Genomic DNA, 22,009 nt, shown 5'->3' on the forward strand with positions numbered 1-22,009 from the left:
CTTGCGTGGCTGAAGCGCTCACCGAACGGCTCGCGCACATCGTCGGCGCGGGTCACGTCAGCACCGATCCCGATGTGCTGGCGGCGCGGTCGGTCGACCACACCGGACGCTATCGAGGACGGGCTTGCGCGCTGGTCCGCCCCGGGACAGGCGACCAGGTCGCCGCGGTGCTGCGCGCGTGCCGCGACGCCGGGGCGTACGTCACGGTGCAGGGTGGCCGCACGTCACTGGTCGCGGGCACCGTGCCCGAGCACGACGACGTGCTGCTGTCGACCGAGCGGCTCACCACCATCGGCGGCGTCGACACCGTCGAGCGCCGCATCAGCGTCGGCGCGGGCGTGACGCTCGCGGCCGTACAGAAGACCGCCGCGGCCGCGGGCCTGGTGTTCGGCGTCGACCTCGCGGCACGGGATTCGGCCACCGTGGGCGGCATGGCCTCGACCAACGCGGGCGGCCTGCGCACCGTGCGGTACGGCAACATGGGCGAGCAGGTCCTGGGCCTCGACATCGCGCTGCCCGACGGGTCGGTGGTGCACCGGCACAGCCAGGTACGCCGCGACAACACCGGATACGACCTCACGTCGCTGTTCGTCGGCGCCGAGGGCACACTCGGGGTGATCACGGCGCTGGACCTGCGGCTGTATCCCGTCCCGACGCACCGCGCCACTGCCGTGTGCGGTTTCGCCGATCTGGACGCCCTGGTCGAAACCGGAAGGCGGTTCCGGGATCTCGACGGCATCGCGGCGCTCGAGTTGATCGACGCGCGTGCGGGCAGGCTGGCCGCTGAACACCTCGGCGTCCCCGTCCCGGTCGCCGGATCATGGCTGCTGCTCATCGAACTCGCCGGTGACACCGACCAGACCGAGCGACTCGCCGACGCGCTCACCGATGCGCAGGTGTGCGACGAACCCGCGGTCGGCATCGACATCGGCGCGCAGCAGCGGCTGTGGAACGTACGCGAATCGCTCGCCGAGGTGGTGGGCCTGTTCGGACCGCCGCTGAAATTCGATGTGTCGCTGCCCCTTTCGGCCATCGCCGGGTTCGCCGAATCCGCGGGCAAGCTGGTCGCCGAACACGCGCCGGACGCGATCCCGGTGTTGTTCGGCCACATCGGCGAGGGCAACCTGCACCTCAACGTGCTGCGCTGCGCGCTGGACACCGAGCCCGCGCTGTACGCGGCCATGATGGCGCTGATCGCCGACTGCGGCGGCAACGTCAGCTCCGAACACGGTGTCGGCACCCGCAAGCGCGACTACGTCGCGATGTCGCGCACCCCCGCCGACATCGCCGCGATGCGCGCGGTCAAGGCCGCGTTGGATCCGCGGGGTTACCTGAACCCCGCGGTGCTGTTCGGTCAGTGAGCGAGGGTCACCGGCGCTGCGGACCGCGACCGGGCAGCGGATCCTCCGGCGGCGCGTCCTGCATCAACCGGTCGAGGATGTGCTGCCACCGGTCGTCCTGCGGATCGGTGGGCGGATCCTCGGGCGGGTCGCTGCTCAGGATGATCTCGATGTACTCATCGTCGTCGGGATAGTCGCCCGCGTGCTCCGGTTCGGGATGCCCCGCCGCGCGGTTGCTGCCGAAGCCCAGCAGGAACAGCGCGGCCACCACACCGAACAGCGCGATGAACGCAGGCAGCAGCATGGCCTGCGACATCGCGGCCGAGAACGGTTCACGCAGGAACTCGGGAAGCTGCTCCACCGCGCCCCCCGCTTCGCCCGCGGGTGCCGCGTCCTGCATGCCAGGAACCTCGTCGGTGATGCGCCACGTCATGAACGCCGCGATCCCCGCACTGCCCAGCACCGAGCCGACCTGCCGCGTCGTGTTGTAGACGCCCGATCCGGCGCCGGCCAGATCGGGCGGCAGGTGCCGCGTGGCCGTGGCCGCAAGCGGTGACCAGATGAACGCCATGCCGATGCCCATGAGCAGTTGCGGCAGCAGCAGCCGCCAGATCGGCGTCGTGGGCGCCATCTCGATCGACAGCCAGGTCAGCCCGATCGCCATGGCCGAGAAGCCGAAGCCGATCACGGGCATGGGGTGCACGCGGTCGACGATGCGCCCGACGAACGGTGCCAGCACGCCGCTTGCGATCGCGGTCGGCGCGGTGACCAACGCCGACCGGATGGGCGACAGACCGCACACGGTCTGCAGATAGAACATCAGCGGCAGGATCATCGCGGTGACCGCGAACCCGATGACGGCGACGCCGATGTTGGCGAGCGTGAAGTCGCGGTCGGCGAAGACCCGCAGCGGGATGAGCGGTTCGCGCGTGTTCACCGACTGCCAGAAGAAGAACGCGGCCATGACCCCGACACCCAGCGTCGCGGTGCCCCACACCCACGGCGCCCAATCCTTCGACTGCCCCTCCTGCAGCGCGAACACGATCAGGAACATGCCGACCGCGGACAGCACGATGCCCGGGATGTCGAAGTGGTGCCGCGTGGTCGGCAGCGTCGGCACCAGCCACACCGCGAGTGCGATGCCCACGATGCCGACGGGCACGTTGACGAAGAAGATCCACTGCCAGCCCAGTCCGCCCACCAGCACACCGCCGGCCAGCGGGCCCACGAGTGTCGCGACGCCCGCCGTGGCTCCCCACACGCTCATCGCGACACCGCGCCGGTTGGCCGGGAAGATGCGCGTGATCGCCGACAGCGTCTGCGGCGTCAGCAGCGCCGCGCCGATACCCTGTACGACGCGCGCGGCGATCAGCATCTCGATGCTGCCCGCCAGACCGCACCACAGCGAGGCCGCGGTGAAGACACCCAGACCCAGCAGGTAGAGGTTCTTGGGCCCGTACATGTCCCCGAGCCGGCCCGTGACGAGCAGCGGTACCGCGTATGCCAGCAGATACGCGCTGGTCACCCAGATCACGCCGTCGTAGTCGGCACCGAGTTCCACCATGATCGTCGGGTTCGCGACCGAGACGATCGTCGCGTCGACCAGGATCATGAAGAACCCGAACATCATGGCCCACAGCGCATTCCACGGATTCCCCGTACCGTCCTGCGGGCGCAGTGCACCCACTCGGCTGGGGAGCAGGCCCGCGATGCGGGCGTTCAGCGATGAAGGCATGACAAGTCGGTGGTGAATCGGGATTCTCGGGGCGCAGCCGACGCTACGGACCCGCCCCTATCCAAACAAGTCCGCCCGTTCGCGGACCGGTCAGGCCGGTTCGGCCACCGCCTCGGCAACCACATCATCGGAGCCGGGGCCGTCCTCGTTACCGTCGTGGGTCTCGTCATCGGCGTGGCTGCCGCCGACGAGGAGCAACGCCACGAGCGCGATGGCCATACCGGCGGTCATCACACCCGAGAGCGCCAGCGCGCCGTTGCCCAGCGCCCCGACCAGCGGGGCCACCAGCGCGCCGATGCCGAACTGCGCGGCCCCCAGCAGGGCGGCCGCGGTGCCCGCGGCCTCGGAATGCCGTGACAACGCCACCGCGGGCGCGTTGGGGATCACGAAGCCCATGGCCGTGAGGATGGCCATGACCGGCACCAGGAACCCGATGAGTCCCCCGACGTCGGCGATCGTCAGACCGACGAACACCGCGCCCACCACGGTCGCCGACGCCAGCGCGGCCACCGTGATGGCCTGCGGGGTGAAACGCCGCAGCAGCACGACGTTGAACTGCGTCGACCCGATCAGCGCGACCGCGCCCGCGGCGAACACCGCCGCGAACATCTGCTGGTCCAGGCCGTAGCGGCCCTGCAGCACGAACGGGGCCGCCGAGATGTAGGCGAACAGCCCGGACATGCCCAGCGCGGCGACCAGCACCAGGATCACGAAGCGTGCGTCGTGCAGCAGCCGGCCGTAGGTCCGCATGATGCCGCCCACCTTGAGCGGACGGCGGTGCGACGTCGGCAGCGTCTCGGGCAGCGCCAGCGCCGCCATGACGAGCAACAGACCGGCCAGGATCACCAGGGCGACGAACACCCAGTGCCACGAAGCCTTCAGCAACACCGCGGCGCCCAGCGAGGGCGCGAGTACGGGCGCCACGCCCAGCACCAGCATGAGCCGCGACATCACGGTCGCGGCGGTGTTGCCGGAGTAGAGGTCGCCGACGACGGCGATCGCGACCACCGCGGCCGCGGACGCACCCATGCCCTGCAGCCCGCGCGCGATGCCCAGCACGGCGATGTTGGGCGCCAGGAAGCACAGCACCGACGCCGCCATGTGCAGCACGATGCCCGCCAACAGCGGACGGCGCCTGCCGAGCGAATCCGACAGCGACCCGACCACCAACTGGCCCAGCGCCAGGCCCGCCAGGGTCCCGGTCAGGGTCAGCTGTGCGACCGAAGACGAGACCGACAGTTCCTCGCCGATCTTCGGCAACGCCGGAAGGTACATGTCGATGGTGAGAGGGCCCAGAGTGATCAACGCACCGAGCACCAAGATCATCCGAGTGCGACTCGGCACGCCCGCTGTATTTCTCTGGTCCACGTCGGGCGATGATGCCATGAAAGTTATTAGCCCGTCATATCAATATTTTCTTCCCGAACCCTCGTGATCGGGGTCACGCCCGGGCACGCGCGGGAATCTCCGTTCGTTAACTGTGTGCTGCGCCAGGGCTAGCCTGGACAGTCGAGTCAGCATTGCGACGTGGGGAGGCCCGCATGGTGTTCGGTCGGTCGAAGAGCAAAAACCTGCCTGCGACTGTCGAGGGCGCGAACGGCCTCTCCGACGATCCCGGCACTGCCGCCAAGGTGCTCTCGCACATCATCGAGAGCAGCACACGCGTGCAGGCCCCCGCGGTGCGGGCCTACGTGGAACGGCTGCGCAGCCAGCAGCCGGACGCCACACCCGCCCAGATCGTCAGCAGGCTGGAGAAGCACTACCTGGCCGCGGTGATGGCCAGCGGCGCGGCGGTCGGATCGGCCGCGGCGTTCCCGGGGATCGGCACGCTGGCGGCCCTGTCGGCCGTCGCGGGCGAGACCGTGGTGTTCCTCGAGGCCACCTCGGTGTTCGTGCTCGCGGTCGCCGAGGTGCACGGTATCCCCGCCGACCACCGCGAACGGCGCCGTGCGCTGGTGCTTTCCGTGCTGGTCGGCGAGGACAGCAAACGCGCGCTGGCCGACCTGCTCGGGACCGGGCGCACGAGCGGCGCATGGCTGTCCGACGGCGCAGCAACGCTGCCCCTGCCCGCGGTGTCGCAGCTGAACTCCCGGCTGGTCAGGTACTTCGTGAAGCGGTATACGCTCAAGCGCGGCGCCATGGCCTTCGGCAAGCTGCTGCCGGTGGGCATCGGCGCGCTCATCGGCGGAGTCGGCAACCGCATGATGGGTAAGAAGATCGTCGCCAACGCCGCCAAGGCGTTCGGCGCACCCCCGCCGCGGTGGCCGGCAACGTTGCATGTGCTGCCGTCCGCTCAGACCTGATCAGATATGCGGTGCCGTGGTCGGCGCGCGCATGGGCGCGATAGCCTTAAGCGGGGGTCGAGCGGGTCAACCACCAAGAAGACGGAAAACAAGCGGCAAGCTCACTTGTCACGGCTTGCCGGACACAAGAATCGAGGCGAGTGTCTGCCGTGAGCAGTTCACCTTCACCATTCGGACAGAACGAGTGGCTGGTCGAGGAGATGTATCGCAAATTCCGCGATGACCCCTCCTCGGTGGATCCCAGTTGGCATGAATTTCTGGTCGATTACTCCCCCGAGCCCACCACCGACAGTGCCTCCAACGGGCGCACCACCACCGCGGCTCCCGTGACGCCGCCGACTCCGGCGCCTGCGCCCGCGCCCGAGCCCAAGGCCGCGCCCAAGCCCGCCGCGAAGACCGAGGCCAAGCCCGCCGCCAAGCCGGCGAAGTCGGCCACCCCGGCCGAGGGCGACGAATCGCAGATCCTGCGCGGCGCCGCGGCAGCGGTGGTCAAGAACATGAACGCCTCACTGGAGGTGCCGACCGCGACGAGCGTGCGCGCCATCCCGGCGAAGCTGATGATCGACAACCGCGTCGTCATCAACAACCACCTCAAGCGCACGCGCGGCGGCAAGATCAGCTTCACCCACCTGCTGGGCTACGCGATCGTGCAGGCGGTCAAGAAGTTCCCGAACATGAACCGCCACTTCGCGGTCGTCGACGGCAAGCCCACCGCGATCACGCCCGCCCACACCAACCTGGGCCTCGCGATCGACCTGCAGGGCAAGGACGGCAACCGCTCGCTCGTTGTCGCGGCGATCAAGCGTTGCGAGACAATGCGATTCGGCCAGTTCATCGCCGCATACGAGGACATCGTACGTCGCGCGCGTGACGGCAAGCTCACCGCCGAGGACTTCTCCGGCGTCACCATCTCTCTCACCAATCCCGGCACTCTGGGCACCGTCCACTCGGTGCCCAGACTCATGCAGGGACAGGGTGCGATCATCGGCGCGGGCGCCATGGAGTACCCCGCCGAGTTCCAGGGCGCCAGCGAGGAGCGCATCGCCGACCTGGGCATCGGCAAGCTGATCACACTGACGTCGACCTACGACCACCGCATCATCCAGGGTGCGGAGTCCGGCGACTTCCTGCGCACCATCCACCAGCTGCTGCTCGACGACGACTTCTTCGACGAGATCTTCCGCGAGCTGGGCATCCCGTACGAGCCCGTGCGCTGGCGCACCGACAACCCTGACTCGATCGAGGACAAGAACGCGCGCGTCATCGAGCTCATCGCGGCGTACCGCAACCGCGGTCACCTGATGGCCGACATCGATCCGCTGCGCCTGGACAACACCCGGTTCCGCAGCCACCCGGACCTCGACGTCAACAGCCACGGCCTGACCCTGTGGGACCTCGACCGCGAGTTCAAGGTCGACGGGTTCGCCGGTGTGCAGCGCAAGAAGCTGCGCGACATCCTCTCGGTGCTGCGCGACGCGTACTGCCGCCACGTCGGTGTCGAGTACACCCACATCCTCGAACCCGAGCAGCAGCGCTGGATCCAGGAACGCGTCGAGACCAAGCACGACAAGCCGACGGTCGCCGAGCAGAAGTACATCCTGTCCAAGCTCAACGCCGCCGAGGCCTTCGAGACCTTCCTGCAGACCAAATACGTTGGGCAGAAACGCTTCTCGCTCGAAGGCGCCGAGACCGTCATCCCGATGATGGACGCCGTGATCGACCAGTGCGCCGAGCACGGTCTCGACGAGGTGGTCATCGCGATGCCGCACCGCGGCCGCCTCAACGTGCTCGCCAACATCGTCGGCAAGCCCTACAGCCAGATCTTCAGCGAATTCGAGGGCAACCTCAACCCGTCGCAGGCGCACGGCTCCGGCGACGTGAAGTACCACCTGGGCGCCACCGGCACCTACATCCAGATGTTCGGCGACAACGACATCGAGGTGTCGCTGACCGCCAACCCCAGCCACCTCGAAGCCGTCGACCCGGTGCTCGAAGGTCTGGTGCGCGCCAAGCAGGACCTGCTCGACACGGGCGAGGAGGGCTCCGACAACCGGTTCTCCGTCGTGCCGTTGATGCTGCACGGCGACGCAGCGTTCGCGGGCCAGGGCGTGGTGGCCGAGACGCTCAACCTCGCGCTGCTGCGCGGCTACCGCACGGGCGGCACGATCCACATCGTCGTGAACAACCAGATCGGGTTCACCACGGCGCCCACGGATTCGCGCTCCAGCGAGTACTGCACCGACGTGGCCAAGATGATCGGCGCGCCGATCTTCCACGTCAACGGCGACGATCCCGAGGCGTGCGCCTGGGTGGCGCGCCTGGCCGTCGACTTCCGGCAGGCGTTCAAGAAGGACGTCGTCATCGACATGCTGTGCTACCGCCGCCGCGGCCACAACGAGGGCGACGACCCGTCGATGACGCAGCCCTACATGTACGACGTCATCGACACCAAGCGCGGCTCCCGCAAGGCCTACACCGAGGCCCTGATCGGCCGCGGTGACATCTCGATGAAAGAGGCCGAGGACGCCCTGCGCGACTACCAGGGCCAGCTCGAGCGGGTGTTCAACGAGGTCCGCGAGCTTGAGAAACACGAGATCGAGCCCAGTGAGTCCGTCGAGGCCGACCAGCAGATCCCGAGCAAGCTCGCCACGGCCGTCGACAAGGCGATGCTGCAGCGCATCGGCGATGCGCACCTCGCGCTGCCCGAGGGCTTCACGGTGCACCCGCGTGTGCGGCCGGTGCTGGAGAAGCGCCGCGAGATGGCCTACGAGGGCCGCATCGACTGGGCGTTCGCCGAGCTGCTCGCGCTCGGCTCGCTCATAGCCGAGGGCAAGCTCGTGCGGCTTTCGGGTCAGGACACGCAGCGCGGCACGTTCACACAGCGCCACGCGGTTATCGTCGACCGCAAGACCGGCGAGGAGTTCACGCCGCTGCAGCTGTTGGCCACCAACCCCGACGGCACACCCACCGGCGGCAAGTTCCTGGTGTACAACTCCGCGCTGAGCGAGTTCGCCGCGGTGGGCTTCGAGTACGGCTACTCGGTGGGCAACCCCGACGCCATGGTGCTGTGGGAGGCGCAGTTCGGCGACTTCGTCAACGGCGCGCAGTCGATCATCGACGAGTTCATCAGCTCGGGCGAGGCCAAGTGGGGTCAGCTGTCCGATGTCGTGCTGCTGCTGCCGCACGGCCACGAGGGCCAGGGCCCCGACCACACCTCGGGACGCATCGAGCGCTTCCTGCAGCTGTGGGCCGAGGGTTCGATGACCATCGCCATGCCGTCGACGCCGGCGAACTACTTCCACCTGCTGCGCAGGCACGGCAAGGACGGCATCCAGCGTCCGCTGATCGTGTTCACGCCCAAGTCGATGCTGCGCAACAAGGCCGCCGTCAGCGACATCCGCGACTTCACCGAGAGCAAGTTCCGCTCGGTGCTCGAGGAGCCGATGTACACCGACGGTGAAGGCGACCGCAACAAGGTCACGCGCCTGCTGCTGACCAGCGGCAAGATCTACTACGAGCTTGCCGCGCGCAAGGCCAAGGAGAACCGCGAGGACGTCGCGATCGTGCGTATCGAGCAGCTCGCGCCGCTGCCGCGGCGCAGGCTCGCCGAGACGCTCGACCGGTACCCGAACGTCAAGGAGAAGTTCTGGGTGCAGGAGGAGCCGGCCAACCAGGGCGCATGGCCGTCCTTCGGGTTGACGCTCCCCGAGATCCTCCCGGACCACTTCACGGGCCTCAAGCGCATCTCGCGGCGCGCCATGTCGGCGCCGTCGTCGGGTTCGTCGAAGGTGCACGCTGTCGAGCAGCAGGAGATCCTCGACACAGCGTTCGGCTGACCTGGGGCGACTTCGAATCACCCCGCGCGTAAACCTGGGCACCCTGGTTGGTTTCGATTAACCAACTAGGGTGCCTATTTCTTGGATCGCCCGCGCATGACCGTAACCGCAGACCTGGTCGACGAACAGCCGAACACACCTGACGAGAAAAAGACGGTCAGGACCGCCGTTCTGGCGAGCGTGGTCGGCACGACGATCGAGTGGTACGACTTCTTCCTGTACGCGACGGCCGCGAGCCTGGTGTTCAACCACGCGTTCTTCCCCGACCAGAGTTCGTTCGTCGGGACGATGCTCGCGTTCGCGACGTTCGCCGTGGGCTTCGTGGTGCGTCCCATCGGCGGCTTCGTGTTCGGCCACGTCGGCGACCGCATCGGGCGCAAGAAGACGCTCGCGCTGACCATGCTGCTGATGGGTGTGGCCACCGCGCTCATGGGCTTCCTGCCGACGGCCGCGCAGATCGGCGTGCTCGCACCGATTTTGCTGCTGGTCCTGCGCATCGTGCAGGGCTTCGCGCTGGGCGGCGAATGGGCGGGTGCGGTGCTGCTGGCCGTCGAACACAGCCCGCGCAACCGCCGCGGCCTGTTCGGCAGCATCCCGCAGGTCGGTCTCGCGCTGGGTCTGGCGCTGGGCACCGCGGTGTTCGTGGTGCTGCAGGTGGCGCTGACGCCCGAGGCGTTCCTGTCCTACGGCTGGCGCATCGCGTTCCTGGTGAGCATCGTGCTGGTGATCTTCGGGGTGGTGGTGCGCTTCCGCGTCGCCGAGACCCCGGCCTTCGAGCAGGTTCAGCGCGAGGACGACCGTGCCGCGGTGCCGGTGCGCGAAGTGTTCAGGCCGCCCGTGCTGCGCTCGACCATCCTGGGCCTGTTGTCGCGCTGGGGTGAGGGTGCGGCGTTCAACACCTGGGGCGTCTTCACCATCGCGTACGCGACGACGACGCTGGGGCTCGACAAGGTCGCGGTGCTGATCGTCGTGACCGTGGCCGCGCTGCTCATGGCGGTCCTGCTGCCGGTTTCGGGCGCGCTCGCCGACCGGTTCAGCCCGCGCACGGTGTATGCCGCAGGCATCGCGGCGTACGGCGTGATCGTGTTCCCCGCATTCGCGCTGTTCAACACGGGCAGCATCGCGGCGTACGCGGTCGGAATGATCCTGGCGTTCGGCGTGATCCATGCGCTGTTCTACGGCGCGCAGGGCACGCTGTACGCCTCACTGTTCCCCACCCGCAGCCGCTACACGGGCCTGTCGACGGTGTACCAACTCTCGGGCGTGTACGCCTCGGGCCTGACGCCGCTGATCCTGACCTCGCTGATCGCCGCGGGCGGCGGCAAGCCCTGGTACGCGTGCGGATATCTGGTGGCCACCGCGGTCATCAGCGTCGTCGCCACGCTGCTGCTGCGCCCCGAGCACTAATCGGCCGTCAGCACCAGCGGTCCGTCGGCCGTGATCGCCACGGTGTTCTCGGTGTGTGCGGTGCGTGAACCGTCGGCCGAGCGGATGGTCCACCCGTCGCGGTCGAACCTGATGCGGTCGGTGGTGCGGGCGAACCACGGTTCCAGCGCGAGTGTCATGCCGTCGCGCAACCGCATGCCGCGTCCGGGCCTGCCCCGGTTGGGCACATGTGGATCCTCGTGCATGGTGCGCCCCAGACCGTGCCCGCCGAACTCGAGGTTGACCGGGTAGCCGTAGTCGTCCGCCACGGCGCCGATCGCCGCGGAGATGTCGCCGAGACGGTTTCCCGGCACCGCGGCCGCCGTCGCCGCCGCGAGTGCGTCACGCGTCGCCTGCACGAGGCGTTCATCCTCGGCGTCGGGGGTCCCGACGATCACGGTGCGCGCCGCGTCGGCGACCCAACCGTCGATCGAGACCGCGAAGTCCAGGCTCAGCACGTCACCGTCGCGCAGCACGTAGCTGTGCGGAAGGCCGTGCAGCACAGCGTCGTTCACCGACAGGCAGATCACGTTGCGGAACGGGCCCGACCCGAACGACGGGTGGTAGTCCCAGTAGCAGGACGTCGCGCCACGCTCGGCGATCATGTCGCGCGCGCGGTGTTCGAGGTCCAGCAGGTTGACGCCGACGGCCGCCATCTCGCTGAGTTCGCGGAGCACCTCGGCCACGAAGCGACCGGTGGTCCGCATCTTGTCGATCTCGGCAGGTGTCTTCAGTTCGATCATGCGTCTTCTCCGTATCGGTATACAAATACCACCCTAGCGGTATTTAAATACCAGCGATACCGTGGACCCGTGGTCCGCACCCCGCTCACCCCCGAACAGGTCGCCGCCGGGCGTCGTCTCGGCGCCACCTTGCGCGCCGCGCGCGCCTCGCGCACCCTCGAAGAGGTCGCCGCGTCGGCGGGCATCTCGCCGGAGACGCTGCGCAAGATCGAGACCGGGCGCCTACCCTCCCCCGCGTTCGGCACCATCGTCGGACTCAGTGACGCACTCGGTGTGCCCCTCGCCCATCTCGCCGAGGTGTGGCGGCCGGCAAAGGCCGCGGCATCCTGAGGCCGTGTAGGCGGGACCAGCGGTACCGGTTACGCTGGCCCTATTGACACATGTCTGACGACACGAGGGAGTGTGGATATGGAGGGCTTCGCCGGGAAAGTCGCCGTCGTCACGGGCGCCGGTAGCGGCATCGGGCAGGCACTGGCCATCGAACTGGGCCGCTCGGGCGCCAAGCTGGCCATCTGCGACGTCGACACCGAAGGCCTCGCCGCGACCGAGGAACGTCTCAAGGCCATCGGCGCCCCCGTGAAGGCCGACCGCCTCGACGTCACCGAACGCGAGGCGTTCCTGCTCTACGCCGACGCGGTCAAGGAGCACTACGGCACGGTCAACCAGATCTACAACAACGCCGGCATCGCGTTCACCGGTGACGTCGAGATCAGCGAGTTCAAGGACATCGAGCGCGTGATGGACGTGGACTTCTGGGGCGTGGTCAACGGCACGAAGGCGTTCCTGCCGCATCTGATCGCCTCGGGCGACGGGCACGTGATCAACGTGTCGAGCGTCTTCGGGCTGTTCTCGGTGCCCGGCCAGGCCGCGTACAACTCCGCGAAGTTCGCGGTGCGCGGCTTCACCGAGGCGCTGCGCCAGGAGATGGCGATCGCCAAGCATCCCGTCAAGGTGACCACCGTGCACCCGGGTGGCATCAAGACCGCGATCGCCCGCAACGCCACCGCGGCCGAGGGACTCGACGCCAAGGAACTCGCCGAGGCGTTCGACAAGAAACTCGCCAACACGACGCCGCAGCGCGCGGCGGTGATCATCCTCGACGGCGTGCGCAAGAACAAGGCGCGCGTGCTCGTGGGGCCCGACGCCAAGATCCTCGACGTCATCGTCCGGATCACCGGATCGGGTTACCAGCGGCTGTTCTCGGCCGTCGCGGCCAAGGCCATGCCCCGCTAGCGACCCGCTAGTGCCCAAGGGGGTTGGCCTGCAGGAACTCGTCGGCCACAGCGCCGGGATCGGCACCCTCGGCGACCTTGCGCCGCATGTCGGCCAGCGACCCGGTGTCGAGCACGCCCGCGATCTCGTTGAGCGCGCGGATCTGCCGTTCGTCGAGTTCGTTGCGCCGGTACAGCGGCACGATGTTCTCGGCGCGGATCAGCGAGGTCCGGTCGGCCAGCACCACCAGGTGTGACGGAATCTCCGGATCGGCGGTGCGCGACCACGCCACGTTGATCCGGCCCGCGTCCAGCGCCGCGAACAGCGTGTCCTCGTCGTCGAACCGCACCGGTTTCGCCGGCGTGCACTGCCCGATCGTCGTCGGCACCTGCGCCCCGGCCACCGCACCGGGCCGCACCTGCGCGCAGTGCCTGCGCAGCGCCGCGAGATCGGTGCCGTCCCATGCCCGCGTGGTGGCCTCGGTGGCCACCAGCGCCGGCTTGTCCTGCGCCGACGTCGTGTAGTCGCCCGCTGCGACACCCTCCGGCAGCGCCGAGAGCAGGTCGCGGTAGACCTGCTCGTCGGCGCGTGCGGACGCACCGGGATCCAGCGCGACCAGCAACTGCCCGGTGAAACCGGGCAGCACCGTCACGGCCGACGAGTCCAGCGCTCCGAGTCCTTCGTCGGTCTCGACGACCTCGGCGGGTGAGCCGTAGTAGCGCAGCGCTGCCGCGTAGAGGTGACCGATGAGTGCGGACTCGGCGCCGGGCGCCGCACCGACCCGGATGGGCGGCGTGCCGGACTGCCCGCCGCATCCGGTCGCGATCAGCGCCAGCACCACCAGGACGGCCGGAACCAGGATGCGGCGCATGAACCTGCTCAGACGCCCGAGGCTTCGGCGACCGCGGCAGCCACGGCCGGGCCCACCCGCGGGTCAAGCGCGCTCGGCACGATGTGGTCCACGCCCAGATCGTCGCCCACCACCGAGAAGATGGCATGCGCGGCAGCCACTTTCATCTCCTCGGTGATCCGGCGCGCACCGGCGTCGAGCGCACCGCGGAACACGCCGGGGAACGCGAGCACGTTGTTGATCTGGTTCGGGAAGTCGCTGCGCCCGGTCGCGACCACGGCGGCGTACTTGCGCGCGGCGTCCGGGTGGATCTCGGGATCCGGGTTGGACAGCGCGAACACGATGCCCTTGGGCGCCATGGTCGCGATGAGTTCCTCGGGCACCAGCCCGGCCGACACCCCGAGGAAGACGTCGGCGCCCGCGAGCGCCTCGGCCAGTCCGCCGGTGAGGCCTCGCGGATTGGTGCGCTGGGCCAGTTCGGCCTTGAACGAGTTCAGATCGGTGCGACCGCTGGACACGATGCCCTTGCTGTCGAGGACGACGATGTCGGAGATGCCGCTGTTGCGCAGGATGTTGGTGCACGCGACGCCCGCCGCGCCGGCCCCGGACACCACGACCTTGAGGCTCGCCAGGTCACGGTCGAGCACCTTGACCGCCCCGAGCAGGGCGGCGAGCACCACGATCGCGGTGCCGTGCTGATCGTCGTGCATCACCGGGCAGTCCAGCGCCTCGATGACGCGGCGCTCGATCTCGAAGCAGCGGGGTGCCGAGATGTCCTCGAGGTTCACCGCGCCGAACGTCGGCCGCAGCCGGACCAGCGTCTCGACGATCTCGTCGGGGTCGTTGGTGTCGAGCACCAGCGGGATGGAGTCCAGGCCGCCGAACGTCTTGAACAGCGCGGCCTTGCCCTCCATGACGGGAAGCGACGCGGCGGCCCCGATGTCACCGAGGCCGAGCACGGCACTGCCGTCGCTGACCACCGCGACCAGGCGGTTGGCCCAGGTGTATCTTGCGGCCAGCGTCGCATCCGCGGCGATCGCCCGGCTGACCTGGGCAACACCGGGGGTGTAGGCGATGGACAACGCTCGCTGGGTATCCAGCGGAGACTTCAACTCGACAGAGAGTTTTCCGCCTTCATGTGCGGCAAAGATCTCGGAGTCCTCGATGACCACTTGCGGGGTACGCACCAATTCCGACACGGCGTCAGGGTACTTCACAGCCAGACCTCACCGGGGGCCCTTCCCCACTCGTGAAAGGTCCTTTACAAACGCCTGACGCGTAGCATTCTGCACACAGCAGCAGAAGGGAGGCCGGAAACATGGCGAAGTTCCGGGCGACCCGTGCCTACCCCAACGCCGACATCCACGCCCCGGTGGCACACGCGATGGTCGACTGCGGTGTCTACTGCGACGGAACCCGCCTGCCCGGCAAGTACACTCACGCAGCCGCGGTGGACAAGGTGCGCGAATTGCAGTCCGCGGGCAAGAAGGCATTCGTGTGGATCGGCCTGCACGAGCCCGACGAGTTCCAGATGCAGTCCGTGGCAGACGTTTTCAGTCTGCACGAACTCGCCGTCGAGGACGCGGTGCACGCGCACCAACGGCCCAAGCTCGAACGCTACGACACCACACTCTTCCTGGTGCTCAAGACCATCAACTACGTCGAGCACGATTCGATGGAGAACGCCAGGGAGATCGTCGAGACGGGTGAGATCATGGTGTTCGTCGGACCGGAGTTCGTCGTCACCGTGCGGCACGGCGACCACAGCGGCCTCGCGGGCGTGCGCAAACGCCTCGATTCCTCGCCGTCGATCCTCAAGCTCGGACCGTTCGCGGTCATGCACGCGATCGCCGACCACGTGGTGGACAGCTACCTCGATGTCACCGATCTCATCGAGACCGACATCGACGCCATGGAAGAGGACGTCTTCTCGCCGCGCAGCCGGTCCGGCATCGAGTACATCTACCTGCTCAAGCGCGAGGTCGTGGAGATGCGCCGCGCGGTCGCCCCGCTGACCCAGGCCCTGTCGCGGCTGCTCACCGACCACAACGACCTCATCTCGGTCGAGGTGCGCCGCTACATGCGCGACGTGCTCGACCACAACGTGATCGCGTCCGAGCGGGTCGCGAGCTACGACGAGATGCTCAGCTCACTCGTACAGGCCGCGCTCGGCAAGATCGCGGTGCAGCAGAACGTGGACATGCGCAAGATCTCGGCGTGGGTCGCGATCGCCGCGGTGCCGACCGCGCTCGCGGGCATCTACGGCATGAACTTCGACAACATGCCCGAATTACATTGGGCGTGGGGCTATCCCGCCGTGCTGTGCGTGATGGCCGTGGTGTGTTTCGTGCTGTACCGCACGTTCCGGCGCAACAACTGGCTCTAGAGCCTCAGGAGGGACTGGCCGCGCGCCGTGCCGGGTCGAGCACGTCGACCCCGTCGGTCTGCCACGCCTCGCGCATCGCGTCGGCACCCTTGAGCCGCACCCACGCCGCCTCGGTCGCGGTGATGGGTGTTGCGGTCAGAAGTTTCACGGGCGAGAGCGGATCCGGCAGGGTCACCTCGCCGATGTCGCTGAGGCCCAACAGATATGCCGTGAAGGGCGCGGTCTCGAACACCGGGTTTTCCAGGTCGATCAGCGCGTCGGCGTCGAGGATCAGGCCCTCGACCGCCGGTGCGGCCGCGACCACCGCGAGCGAGCGTGCGAGACCTGTCGGCGTCGGACCGCGCAGCGACAGCATCACCTCTGCGCGCGGACCGTGGATCGGATCCGACACCAACTCGGTCGGGTCGAACATCGGGTGCCGCGAACAGCCAAGCGTCACATAGTGGTACACATCGGCACCCTCGGTGCGCGGGTCCGGCCCGTAGCGCAGGACGTCGATGCGCTCGGTCCCGAGGAACGTCACGCTCGCGCTCACCGGCTCAGCGGTGATCCCCGCCGCCGTGAAATATTCGTCCAGGCGGGCCCTGACGGCAGCCAGGACGTCGATCACCCGGCGTCCGGCCCCGCCGCTTCGGTGGGATCCGTCGGCGTGATGTCACGGGTCAGGTTCAGACCCGTTGCGGCGTCGAAGATCGACAGCTTGGTGGTGTCGATGGCCAGTTCGATCTGCTCACCCGTGCGCACCCGCGAGTCCGCGGACACCCGGGCGATGAACTGGTTGGTGCCGGCACCCGAATCCGCTGCGAGTTCGGCCAATTGGGCCGATTCGGCACCGGCACCCTCGGTGGTGAAGTGCACGTACTTGTCGGCACCGAGCGATTCGACGATGTCGGCACGCACCGAGAACGTCAGCGCGCGGATGCGCGCGTAGCCGTCGAGCAGCGCGGAGTCCTCGATGTGCTCGGGCCGGATTCCGACGATGATGTTCTCGGGCCGGGCCTGCTTGTCCAGCAGGTCGAGCATGTGCGGGGTCAGCGTCACCTCGCCGAACGGCAGGCGCACACCGACATCGGTACGCGTCGCCGGGAAGAAGTTCATCGCGGGCGAACCGATGAAGCCGGCCACGAACAGGTTGGCGGGGCTGCTGTAGAGCTCGTCGGGCGTGCCGATCTGCTGCACCTCACCGGAGAGCATCACCACCACGCGGTCGCCCAGCGTCATCGCCTCGGTCTGGTCGTGCGTGACGTAGACCGTGGTGGTGCCCAGGCGATCCTGCAGCCGCGAGATCTCCGCGCGCATCTGCACGCGCAGCTTGGCGTCGAGGTTGCTCAGCGGCTCGTCCATGAGGAATGCCTTGGGGCTGCGCACGATTGCGCGTCCCATCGCCACACGCTGACGCTGGCCACCCGAGAGCTGACCGGGTTTGCGGTCGAGCAGTTCGCTGAGATCGAGGATCTTCGCGGTCTCCTCGACCTTGGTGGCGATCTCAGCCTTGGGCACCTTGGCCAGCGTGAGCGGGAACGCGATGTTCTGCCGCACCGTCATGTGCGGGTAGAGCGCGTAGGACTGGAACACCATCGCGATGTCACGGTCCTTGGGCGCCTTCTCGTTGACGCGTTCGCCGCCGATGCGCAGCTCACCGGAGGTGATCTCCTCCAGACCGGCAATCATGTTGAGCGTGGTCGACTTTCCGCATCCGGACGGTCCGACCAGGATGATGAACTCGCCGTCGGCGATCGTCATCGAGAACTCTTTGACGGCCGCCCTGACACCGCCTGCGCCGTCGGGGTAACTCTTGGTCACCCGATCCAACACAATTTCGGCCATCCAATTACCCCTTTACCGCACCGGATGTCAGGCCAGCGACGATGCGCCGCTGGAAGATCAGAACAAAGATGATGATCGGGATCGTGATGACCATCGCGCCTGCCGCGATGGATCCTGTCGGCTCCTCGAACTGCGAGCTGCCCGTGAAGTTCGCGATCGCCACGGGCGCGGTGATCGCCCGCTGGGTCGCGGTGAGCGACAACGCCAGCAGCAGGTCGTTCCACGCGAAGATGAACACCAGGATCGCGGCCGTGACGATGCCGGGGGCCGCCAGCGGCGCGATGACCTTGCGGAACGCCTGTGCGGGCGTGGCCCCGTCCATCTTCGCGGCCTTCTCCAGATCCCAAGGGATCTCACGGAAGAACGCCGAGAGCGTGTAGATCGCCAGCGGCAGCGCGAACGTGATGTACGGGATGATCAGGCCGGGCCACGTATCGAACAGCCCGATGCCGCGCCACATGTTGAAGATCGGTGTGACCAGCGAGATGTGCGGGAACATCGCGATGAGCAGCGCGACGCCGATCAGCAGTTGCTTGCCCGGGAACTGCAGGCGCGCCACGGCGTACGCCGCCATACCGCCGATGACGACCGCGATGATCGTGGTGATCAACCCGATGCCGATCGAGTTGAACAGTGCCGAGGTGAACGCGTCACCCGAGAAGATCGCCTTGTAGTTCGCGAACGTGATCTCCGACGGAATCAGCTTGCCGTCCTTGACGCTCGACGTCGGCTTGAGCGACAGGCTGAGGATCCACAGCACCGGGATCAGCGCATAGACGATCACCAGGACGTTGACGACGCTCCACCACGTTGCCCGCCGGGCATCCACCCGATCGGCCATCAGCGGACCTCCTCGTCGGATCCCGGTGCGGCCGCACCGAAGATCTTGATGTAGATGAACGCGATGATCGCCACCGACAGGAAGATCAGCACGCTGATCGCCGAACCCAGGCCGACGTTGAACGCCTTGAACAGGTTGTCATAGCCCAGGATCGACACCGAACCGGTGTCGTTGGAACCGCCGGTGAGGATGTAGATGTTGTCGAAGATCCGGAACGCGTCGAGCGTGCGGAACAGCAGCGCCACCAGGATCGCGGGTTTGATCATCGGCAGGATGACCTTGGTCAGGCGCTTCCACGGACCCGCACCGTCGACCTGTGCGGCGTTCAGCAGATCCTGCGGCACCAGCGCGAGACCCGCGAGCAGCAGCAGCGCCATGAACGGCGTGGTCTTCCACACCTCGGCGAGCACCACGATCGCCAGCGACGGCAGCTGGTCGGTCAGCGGCGCCGACCCTTCCGGCAGCAGGTTGGCCAGGTAGCCGGTGCCCGGCGTCCACGCGTAGTACCAGCTGTACGACGCGGCCACGGTCACGATGCCGTACGGGATCAGGATCGCCGTGCGCACCGCGCCCTTGCCGAAGATCGTGCGGTGCATGACGAGTGCGAGCGCGAGCCCGAGGGCGAACTCGATGGCCACCGATACCACGGTGATCCCCAGCGTCACCGCGAACGCCGTCCACCAGTACCCGTCGGTCAGCACCGTCACGTAGTTGGCGAGGCCGATGAACTCGGTGTCGTGCGGCTCGGCGAGGTTGTAGCGCTGCAGGCTCAGCCACACCGCGTACCCGATCGGGTACGCGGTCACCGCGAGCATCAGCAGCACCGCGGGAGCGATGAGCCAGAACGCGAGCCTGCGTTCGGACTTCTTGTCGTCGGAGGCCACGGCCGAGGCCGAGGGGGTCACAGCGGCGGTCACGGAATCAGCCCCTTACCGTCGATCGCCTTTTGTACGGCTTCGGTGAGTTCGTCTGCGGTGCGCTCGGGGTCGATGTCCGAGATCGGTGCGAGCGTGGCCGACATCCGGGTGGACACCGCCTGGTAGACCGGCGTGGCCGGCCGCACAGCGGCATTGGTGAGCTGCTGACGGATGATCTCGTACTGCGGGTACTTCTTCTGGAACGCCGGATCGTCGTACAGCGATGTGCGCACAGCGGGCAGACCGCCCTCGATCGAGGTGTAGCGCTGGTTCTCCACATTGCGCAGGCACCGTATCGCCTCGAACGCCTCGGCCTTGTGCTGGCTGGTGCTCGCGACGGCCAGGTTCAGCCCGCCCAGGGTCACCCGGGCCGGTTCGTCGGGATTCACACCCGGATACGGCGCGAACCCGAAGACCTTCTTGCTCGCGTCGAACGCGATGTCGAACTGCTCGTCGGTGGGCGAGAAGGTGCCGACGTCGTTGATGCTGCCCTGCAGCGCGGGATCGCCGTCGAGCGGCAGGAACGACACGCCGCCCTTGACGGCGTTCTCCAGCAGCGACGGAAGAACGTACGGCCAGTTCACCTCGAGCGCGGCCTTGCCCTGTTCGAGTGCCAGCCGGGCGGTGTTCTCGTCGGTCTGGGTGATCGAGGGGTCCGCACCCGGCGCGGTGGCAACCGATTTGATGATCTGCAGCGCCTTGACGGTTGCCGCACGGTGCTCAGGGGTGTCGGTGAGCGTGACGCGCTGCCCGTCGTCGGACAGCACCTGACCGCCCGCGCTCTGCAGCAGCGTGTTGAACCACACCACCATGCCTTCGTACTGCTTGCCCTGAACCGCAATCCAGCTCGGGCCGCCCTCGCGGTACAGGCGGTTGGCCTCGTCGAGCATGCCGTCCCACGTGGTGGGCGGCGCGGGCATCAGATCAGCGCGGTACCACAGCAATTGGGTGTTGGTGGTGATGGGCGCGGCGTAGAGCTCATCCTGCCAGCGGGCCGTCTCCAGTGGCCCGGGCAGCGTGTTCTCCGTCGCGTCGGCCTCGGCGAGACCAGCGGGGTCCTCCGACAGCGGCACGGCCCAACCGGCTTCGGCGAACTCGGCGGTCCACACCACGTCGAGCGCCATCACGTCGAGGCTCTTGTCGTTGCCGGTGAGCCTGCGCGCCAACTGCAACCGTTGGTCGTCGGCGCCCTTGGGCAAATTCCGCTGTGCGATCTGGAACCGGCCGCCGAGGTGTTCGTTGCAGCGGTTGGCGACGGCTTTGAACGTCGCTTCCTCGTTTGCCGGGGTGTAGTAGTTGATGACGATGCCGCCGGTCTGTGAACCGCATGCCGACACCATCGATGCCGCCGCCATCGCGGCCACTGCCGCAGCACATAGCCGCCGAGCGCGCACCGCTCCGCCTCCGTTCACCGTCCGAATTCGCCGCCGGAGCGGCTCGGGGCGGGAACCTCCCGCGCGCAAACCGTAGAGCCAGATGCACGTGAGATGCAACACTTCTGCTGCCGCGCGTCGCAATCGTGACCAGACTGTGCTTGCCAGCGCGACATCCGGCCCCCTCAGATCGTCAAGCGCGCCAGCAGATCCCGGCCCTGTTCGGCGTTCTGCGGATCGCACAGCACGTCGTAGCGCCCCGCGACGAGTTGCATGGTCGAACTGAAATCTCTTGTGCCGCGAGCCATCGCATACGGGATCGCCGAGGTGATCAGGCCGAAGAAGACACCGGCGATCAGGCCCGTGAGCAGCGCACTCCACGGATTCGGGCTGAAGAAGCCGAGGATCAGACCGATGAAAAGACCCAGCCACGCGCCCGAGAGCACGCCGCCCCCGAGCACCTTGGGCCAGGTCAGCCGGCCGGTCACGCGCTCCACCTGCATGAGGTCGACGCCCACGATCGTCACCTGCTGGACCGGGAACTGCTGATCCGAAAGGTAGTCCACGGCGCGCTGCGCCTCGGCGTAGGTGGGGTACGAACCGATCGGCCAGCCGCGCGGCGGCGTCGGCAGCGCACCCCGCATCGGACTGCCTGGCGTCTTACCGGGGTTCTGTCCGGACTGGAAGGGACTGGTCATCTATCTCACTCTCCATCTGTGCCGTCCGTGCCCAGGGCGGCCGGTTGACTGTGCGCTAGGTTGAAAGCATGACAAACCCGGACGGCCCAGCGGGCGGAACGCCGCCATCCGGATCGGGCGAACCTCCCGCCTACCAGCCCGGATACCCGCCGGCGCAGCCGGATCCGTTTGCGCCGGTGGACTATCCCTACTCTCCCCCACCCGCCGCGTTTCCGCCGCCCTACCCGCCGCCGCAGCCCGGATTCTCCTACGCGCCGTTCGATCCGTACGGCAGGCCGCCCGGCACCAACGGGCTCGCGATCGCGTCGCTGGTGTGCTCGCTGGCGGGAATGTTGTGCTGCCTGCCCGGCCTCGCCGGGCTGGTCCTCGGCATCCTCGGGATGCGCGAGACCCGCCGCACCGGTCAGGACGGCTACGGGATCGCCGTGGCGGGCACCGTGATCGGTGCCTTCGTCACCGTGGGCATCGCGTTGTACTTCGTCCTGCTCCTCATCGGCGCGGCCGTCGCGCCCAACTGAGCGCC

Annotated in this window: 19 protein-coding genes; 8 read left to right on the forward strand and 11 right to left on the reverse strand. The window is 67.9% G+C overall.

Going from position 1 to position 22,009, the window contains the following annotated elements:
* The first annotated feature begins 5 nt into the window (after positions 1-5).
* The gene (locus tag AT701_RS24715) at positions 6-1,361 is read left to right on the forward strand and encodes an FAD-binding oxidoreductase (RefSeq protein ID WP_058126782.1); all 1,356 of its coding nucleotides are present in this window, start codon (positions 6-8) and stop codon (positions 1,359-1,361) included.
* Between the two features lie 7 nt (positions 1,362-1,368).
* Here the strand turns inward: AT701_RS24715 and AT701_RS24720 are convergent, their stop codons facing one another.
* Positions 1,369-3,075, reverse strand: a complete 1,707-nt coding sequence (locus tag AT701_RS24720) for an MFS transporter (protein ID WP_058126783.1) — start codon at positions 3,073-3,075, stop codon at positions 1,369-1,371.
* Positions 3,076-3,165: 90 nt separating this feature from the next.
* The gene (locus AT701_RS24725; protein ID WP_014878220.1) at positions 3,166-4,461 is read right to left on the reverse strand and encodes a multidrug effflux MFS transporter; all 1,296 of its coding nucleotides are present in this window, start codon (positions 4,459-4,461) and stop codon (positions 3,166-3,168) included.
* Positions 4,462-4,616: 155 nt separating this feature from the next.
* Between AT701_RS24725 and AT701_RS24730 the strand changes: the two genes are divergently transcribed.
* The 3 genes from AT701_RS24730 (at position 4,617) to AT701_RS24740 (ending at position 10,621) form a co-directional block, all read left to right on the forward strand.
* Complete coding sequence (locus tag AT701_RS24730; protein ID WP_003896454.1) at positions 4,617-5,378, forward strand: hypothetical protein; 762 nt, start codon at positions 4,617-4,619, stop codon at positions 5,376-5,378.
* Between the two features lie 149 nt (positions 5,379-5,527).
* Complete coding sequence (locus tag AT701_RS24735; protein WP_058126784.1) at positions 5,528-9,214, forward strand: multifunctional oxoglutarate decarboxylase/oxoglutarate dehydrogenase thiamine pyrophosphate-binding subunit/dihydrolipoyllysine-residue succinyltransferase subunit; 3,687 nt, start codon at positions 5,528-5,530, stop codon at positions 9,212-9,214.
* A gap of 96 nt (positions 9,215-9,310) precedes the next feature.
* Positions 9,311-10,621: an MFS transporter gene (locus AT701_RS24740; protein WP_058126785.1), complete on the forward strand. Its 1,311-nt coding sequence runs from the start codon at positions 9,311-9,313 to the stop codon at positions 10,619-10,621.
* Here the strand turns inward: AT701_RS24740 and map are convergent.
* Positions 10,618-11,382 (reverse strand): type I methionyl aminopeptidase, encoded by a 765-nt coding sequence (gene map, locus AT701_RS24745; RefSeq protein ID WP_011730281.1) that lies wholly within the window; start codon positions 11,380-11,382, stop codon positions 10,618-10,620. The two genes, AT701_RS24740 and map, sit on opposite strands and share 4 nt — an antisense overlap.
* 69 nt (positions 11,383-11,451) lie before the next feature.
* Here map and AT701_RS24750 point away from each other — a divergent pair, with 69 nt between their 5' ends.
* Positions 11,452-11,712 (forward strand): helix-turn-helix domain-containing protein, encoded by a 261-nt coding sequence (locus AT701_RS24750; protein WP_003896459.1) that lies wholly within the window; start codon positions 11,452-11,454, stop codon positions 11,710-11,712.
* A 78-nt stretch (positions 11,713-11,790) separates the two neighbouring features.
* A complete protein-coding gene (locus tag AT701_RS24755) occupies positions 11,791-12,615 on the forward strand; it encodes an SDR family NAD(P)-dependent oxidoreductase (protein WP_003896460.1) in 825 nt (274 codons plus the stop codon).
* 7 nt (positions 12,616-12,622) lie between these two features.
* Here the strand turns inward: AT701_RS24755 and AT701_RS24760 are convergent, their stop codons facing one another.
* On the reverse strand, positions 12,623-13,465 hold the full coding sequence (locus tag AT701_RS24760) for a glycine betaine ABC transporter substrate-binding protein (RefSeq protein ID WP_058126786.1): 843 nt from the start codon (positions 13,463-13,465) through the stop codon (positions 12,623-12,625).
* Positions 13,466-13,473: 8 nt separating this feature from the next.
* On the reverse strand, positions 13,474-14,643 hold the full coding sequence (locus AT701_RS24765; protein WP_174519614.1) for an NAD(P)-dependent malic enzyme: 1,170 nt from the start codon (positions 14,641-14,643) through the stop codon (positions 13,474-13,476).
* A 119-nt stretch (positions 14,644-14,762) separates the two neighbouring features.
* Here AT701_RS24765 and corA point away from each other — a divergent pair, with 119 nt between their 5' ends.
* Positions 14,763-15,830, forward strand: a complete 1,068-nt coding sequence (corA, locus tag AT701_RS24770) for a magnesium/cobalt transporter CorA (RefSeq protein WP_011730286.1) — start codon at positions 14,763-14,765, stop codon at positions 15,828-15,830.
* A gap of 4 nt (positions 15,831-15,834) precedes the next feature.
* On the opposite strand, the gene AT701_RS24775 is transcribed toward corA, so the two are convergent.
* From AT701_RS24775 to AT701_RS24800, 6 genes are all read right to left on the reverse strand, one after another.
* A complete protein-coding gene (locus AT701_RS24775; protein WP_011730287.1) occupies positions 15,835-16,440 on the reverse strand; it encodes a suppressor of fused domain protein in 606 nt (201 codons plus the stop codon).
* Complete coding sequence (locus tag AT701_RS24780) at positions 16,437-17,657, reverse strand: ABC transporter ATP-binding protein (RefSeq protein WP_058126788.1); 1,221 nt, start codon at positions 17,655-17,657, stop codon at positions 16,437-16,439. Before AT701_RS24780 ends, AT701_RS24775 begins: the two co-directional genes overlap by 4 nt.
* Before the next feature lie 4 nt (positions 17,658-17,661).
* Complete coding sequence (locus AT701_RS24785; protein ID WP_174519690.1) at positions 17,662-18,486, reverse strand: carbohydrate ABC transporter permease; 825 nt, start codon at positions 18,484-18,486, stop codon at positions 17,662-17,664.
* Positions 18,487-18,497: 11 nt separating this feature from the next.
* On the reverse strand, positions 18,498-19,415 hold the full coding sequence (locus AT701_RS24790; protein ID WP_003896467.1) for a carbohydrate ABC transporter permease: 918 nt from the start codon (positions 19,413-19,415) through the stop codon (positions 18,498-18,500).
* Complete coding sequence (locus AT701_RS24795; RefSeq protein WP_058127721.1) at positions 19,412-20,809, reverse strand: ABC transporter substrate-binding protein; 1,398 nt, start codon at positions 20,807-20,809, stop codon at positions 19,412-19,414. Before AT701_RS24795 ends, AT701_RS24790 begins: the two co-directional genes overlap by 4 nt.
* Positions 20,810-20,973: 164 nt before the next feature.
* The gene (locus AT701_RS24800) at positions 20,974-21,486 is read right to left on the reverse strand and encodes a YflT domain-containing protein (protein ID WP_014878223.1); all 513 of its coding nucleotides are present in this window, start codon (positions 21,484-21,486) and stop codon (positions 20,974-20,976) included.
* 68 nt (positions 21,487-21,554) lie between these two features.
* On the opposite strand from AT701_RS24800, the gene AT701_RS24805 reads away from it, so the two are divergent.
* Positions 21,555-22,004 (forward strand): DUF4190 domain-containing protein, encoded by a 450-nt coding sequence (locus AT701_RS24805; RefSeq protein WP_011730291.1) that lies wholly within the window; start codon positions 21,555-21,557, stop codon positions 22,002-22,004.
* Positions 22,005-22,009 lie beyond the last annotated feature (5 nt).

The organism is Mycolicibacterium smegmatis (assembly GCF_001457595.1).
GTDB lineage: Bacteria > Actinomycetota > Actinomycetes > Mycobacteriales > Mycobacteriaceae > Mycobacterium > Mycobacterium smegmatis.